The organism is Bacillus sp. CGMCC 1.60114 (assembly GCF_042676365.1).
GTDB lineage: Bacteria > Bacillota > Bacilli > Bacillales > Bacillaceae_G > Bacillus_A > Bacillus_A rhizoplanae_A.
The window spans coordinates 13,354-17,289 of record NZ_JBHTHG010000107.1 but is presented as its reverse complement, the minus strand read 5'-3'; the positions used below and the strand labels follow the sequence as shown (position 1 = coordinate 17,289).

Genomic DNA, 3,936 nt, shown 5'->3' with positions numbered 1-3,936 from the left:
AAAAAAAAAAAAGACACCCATTAATGAGTGTCACTATCAAACTTGCATATGAGGTTTGAGAAGGGCTAATGAAAAAGTAGCCTTTTTCAAATTTAATTTAACATATTGTGGAATGTTTAGTGAATTGAGAAATAATGTACGAAAGATTAGCAATGTTTAGTATAGATACTTTTCACTATCGTTATAATGGAAATGTACATTTCACGACAAAAATAGGGACAAAATGGGAGATATTTTTGGGGGTTATTGAAAATGAAATCGGTATTAAGCTTTTCTTAGGGCAAGTCTTTCCCTTACCAATGATGTACCTGCGGTTTCCGTACAGTAATGCTCTTAAATAGATTACCATGAACCTTGTTTGCGCAGGGAGCCGATGAGGGAGAGGGAGTTAAAGCATTTTAAGCTTATGCTTCTTGTTGAGTTTATACAATGTGTGAGTTCGTAGGTGGTTGTTTCTTTTGAATAAAGTTCAATTATTAAAACTGGGGAAGTTCATAAAGGATAGGGAGATAACAGGATAAAATTTAGCCCATAAGTAGCTACACCAATAGCTCCCTTTGTTTTACCGCTAATTTCAAGATACCATTTACCTATAGGAAGTGTCATTGATGTACTTGCATCATTACCTGGTTGTAGATAGACAGAAAATGGATGGAATATTTGTTTAGTGTGATAATTAACAAGTTTGACAAGCAATTCACTTCCACTTTTTGTATCACATTTTGCTGCAATAGAGACTGTTCTTGGCCAATTAACAGTTAGAATACCAGATGCTTTGTAAGATTGAGTAGAAAGCAATGTAACATAAATTATTTGGATTAGCATCGTAATTCATAAATGAAAAGGATATTGAGATTCTATTTTTCTAAATAAATCATATTTGCACCAGAGCCTTTAAATTTGAAACATTCTTCATCTCAAAATTGTATAACGGTACCTAAAACTATACCGCTGGTTAAAGAAAATACATATGCTGTGGACCTTTTAGGATAGATATAGTTATGCAAAAATGATAGCAAGGGAATCATTTTAAGCTTATGAATAAATCGTCTATTTTATATTCAATTAAATTAAAATCGTAAAAATATAAGAGCATTGAAAAGGGGAGTAAATAGAAGTTTCATGCTCAGACATTTTTTCCAACAGTTAATAAGATGATGGCACGGTCAATTCATGAGTTCAAAAATTTTGTGTTAGAAAATGTAAAATAATGTAAAGTTCAATTACACCTAGGGGGAATAATTCATGACCAATTGGTTTCAATTAGATAAAGAATATTTAATATCTACGTATCACCGTACGCCGGTTGCTATAGAAAGGGGAGAAGGTTGTAAACTGTATGATGTAAATGGGAAAGAATATTTAGATTTATTTTCTGGTGTGGGAGTCAATATATTAGGTTACAATCACCCAAACATCGTGCAAACCACCTTAAAACAAGTTGAAAAATGTTTGCATCTTCCTTTTCATTTTTTAAATCCAGTTGCAATTGAATATGCAAAGAAATTAGTCAGTTATACCTTGAAGGACGGTAAAGTCTTTTATACAAACTCTGGTACTGAGGCTACAGAAACAACATTAAAGTTAATTGATAAATATAGAAATATAACAAAAGAAGAACGTGAGGGAATAGTTGTACTTAAAGGTAGTTTCCACGGGCGAACATTAGGTGCGCTTCACTTTACGAGACAAGAAAGTATATATCAAAATTTCCCTCAAACTTCTATCCCTGTTTATGAAGTGGAGCGTGAAAATATAGAGGAATTAGAAGAAACAATTATTAATGAACAGCCGATTGCAATTATGTTAGAGCCTGTATTAGGAAGTGGTGGGATATATCCTCTATCAAGTGAATATTTAAAAGGAGTTCAGCATTTATGTGAAAAATATAATGTACTTCTTATAGTTGATGAGGTACAAAGTGGTATGGGCAGAACTGGAAAGTTGTTTGCTTATCAGAATTTTCATATTACACCTGATATTATTCAATTTGGTAAAGGAGCAGGAGGCGGGATACCGCTGGGCGGAATAATAGTAGGTTCTCGGTTATGTAATACATTTTTACCTGGGGATCATGGAACAACGTTTGCACACTCATCAATTGGAACGGCTCTAGGGTTAACTGTATTAAAAACATTAATTGACGATGGATTAATGGAAGAAGCTTATGAAACATCCTTATATTTAAATAATAAACTTCAAGAAATTCAGAAAGAAAATTCTTATTTTATTCAAGAAGTACGTCACTCTGGTATGATGTTTGGCATTAGCATGAATGATACGAATGAAAATGTGAAAAAAATACAGTTATCATTAATGGATAAAGGAATGTTAGTTGATGTGACACAAGGAAATATTATTAGGTTACTGCCGCCATTTATTATTACGAAAGAAGAGATTGATGAATTTATTAAGCAGTTTATCTCCTGTATTCCTAAATCAGTTGCCTTGACAAGCTGATTGTGATATATGCTTATCCTTTCGTTTGTCATAATTTTCAGTAGTATAATTCCTGCTTCAATCATGGGGAGAGCGTAGCCAAATGGTAAGTAGAGGTGAACAACAATTATTCGTTGGGTTCATCAATATGGATTAGAATTAGATGAAAGAGTAAGACCTCATCTTAAGCTAACAAATGATTTTTGAAGGAAGGATGAAACATATATCAAAGTAAAGGCCAATAGATATATTTATATCATGCAGTGGACTCCGAAGGAAACACGATTGATTTTTATCCCAGTGAAATGCAAGACACAAAGACTGTAAAGTGCTTCTTCAAGAAAGCTTTGCGGTTTTTTCGTGTTTCTAAGCCTGGCGTCATTACGGTAGATAAAAATCCGGTTCATCTTATATAATTGAATAGTTGGAAAAAGAGAAGCCAATTATTCAATTATATATGTAGAATAGGCCGAAGGTTCGTTTACATGTCCGGGTTGTTTTTAAGTACAATGAGAAAAAGAAATGATATAGACAGGGAGAGGAAGCCCGTGTCCACCAAATTAGTAAATTTACGAATTGATTTTGCTTTTAAACAGTTATTTGGAACAAAGGGAATGAAGAAATCTTAATTGGTTTTTTAAATGCAGTTTTAGCTGAATCGTTAGAGGTACCAATCGCTTCACTACAATTAGAAGATCCGCATCTTCACAAATCATATGAAGACGATAAATTATCAATTTTAGGTTTATTAGCGACACTTGACAATGGAACACAAGTAAATATTGAAATCCAGCTTAGGAATACACATGATATGGTTAAACGTTCTTTATATTACTGGAGTAAACTCTATACGTCCCAAATGCAAGAAGGGATGCCGTATCGTTCTCTTCGGAAAACCATTACCATTAACTTATTAGATTTTATTTTGTTTTCTCACGATGATACATTTCATACTATCGGACAATTGTGGAATACAAAATCGAGACAAGTATTAAGTAATGATATTGAAATCCATTTTGTAGAGATACCGAAATGGATTAAACAGTGGCGTGAAGAAAAGGTAAAACCGTGGGAAAATGTATTTGTTCGATGGATGTTATTGTTACCAGCCCATGAAGATGAACATTTAACTCAAACATTGGAGGAGATTGCAATGAATCAAGATCCAATTTTACAAAAGGCAATCAATAAATGGGAAAATATGAGCCATGATTCTTCTTTCCGAACAGCTTATGAAGCACGTGAAAAAGTACTTCTAGATGAACAAGCTAAAATAGCTCATGCTCATGAAGAAGGTAAATTAGCTGAGCGTGCACAATTAATTCGTGGTATGCATAAAAATGGAATGTCTTTAGAAGATATTACAAAATTCACTGGTTTAAGTACAGAGAAAGTACGAAAATTACTATTATAGTATAGGTAATTATGGAAGCTTTGCGAAAACATTCGTAAAGCTTTTTATTATATCTGGTGAGAAAATTCCGACCTCGGGCGCGA

2 protein-coding genes and 2 pseudogenes are annotated in these 3,936 nt (G+C 33.2%); 3 read left to right on the top strand and 1 reads right to left on the bottom strand.

Annotation, left to right across the window (positions count from 1 at the left end):
• Positions 1 to 492: 492 nt before the first annotated feature.
• Positions 493 to 825: a hypothetical protein gene (locus ACFQZ1_RS15140; protein WP_377883009.1), complete on the bottom strand. Its 333-nt coding sequence runs from the start codon at positions 823 to 825 to the stop codon at positions 493 to 495.
• A gap of 420 nt (positions 826 to 1,245) precedes the next feature.
• On the opposite strand from ACFQZ1_RS15140, the gene ACFQZ1_RS15135 reads away from it, so the two are divergent.
• The 3 genes and pseudogenes from ACFQZ1_RS15135 (at position 1,246) to ACFQZ1_RS15125 (ending at position 3,853) form a co-directional block, all read left to right on the top strand.
• On the top strand, positions 1,246 to 2,460 hold the full coding sequence (locus ACFQZ1_RS15135; RefSeq protein WP_377883008.1) for an aspartate aminotransferase family protein: 1,215 nt from the start codon (positions 1,246 to 1,248) through the stop codon (positions 2,458 to 2,460).
• 99 nt (positions 2,461 to 2,559) lie between these two features.
• Positions 2,560 to 2,846 (top strand): annotated as a pseudogene (locus ACFQZ1_RS15130) (DDE-type integrase/transposase/recombinase); the annotation flags it as partial.
• 141 nt (positions 2,847 to 2,987) lie between these two features.
• Positions 2,988 to 3,853, top strand: a pseudogene (locus ACFQZ1_RS15125) (Rpn family recombination-promoting nuclease/putative transposase).
• Positions 3,854 to 3,936: the final 83 nt, after the last annotated feature.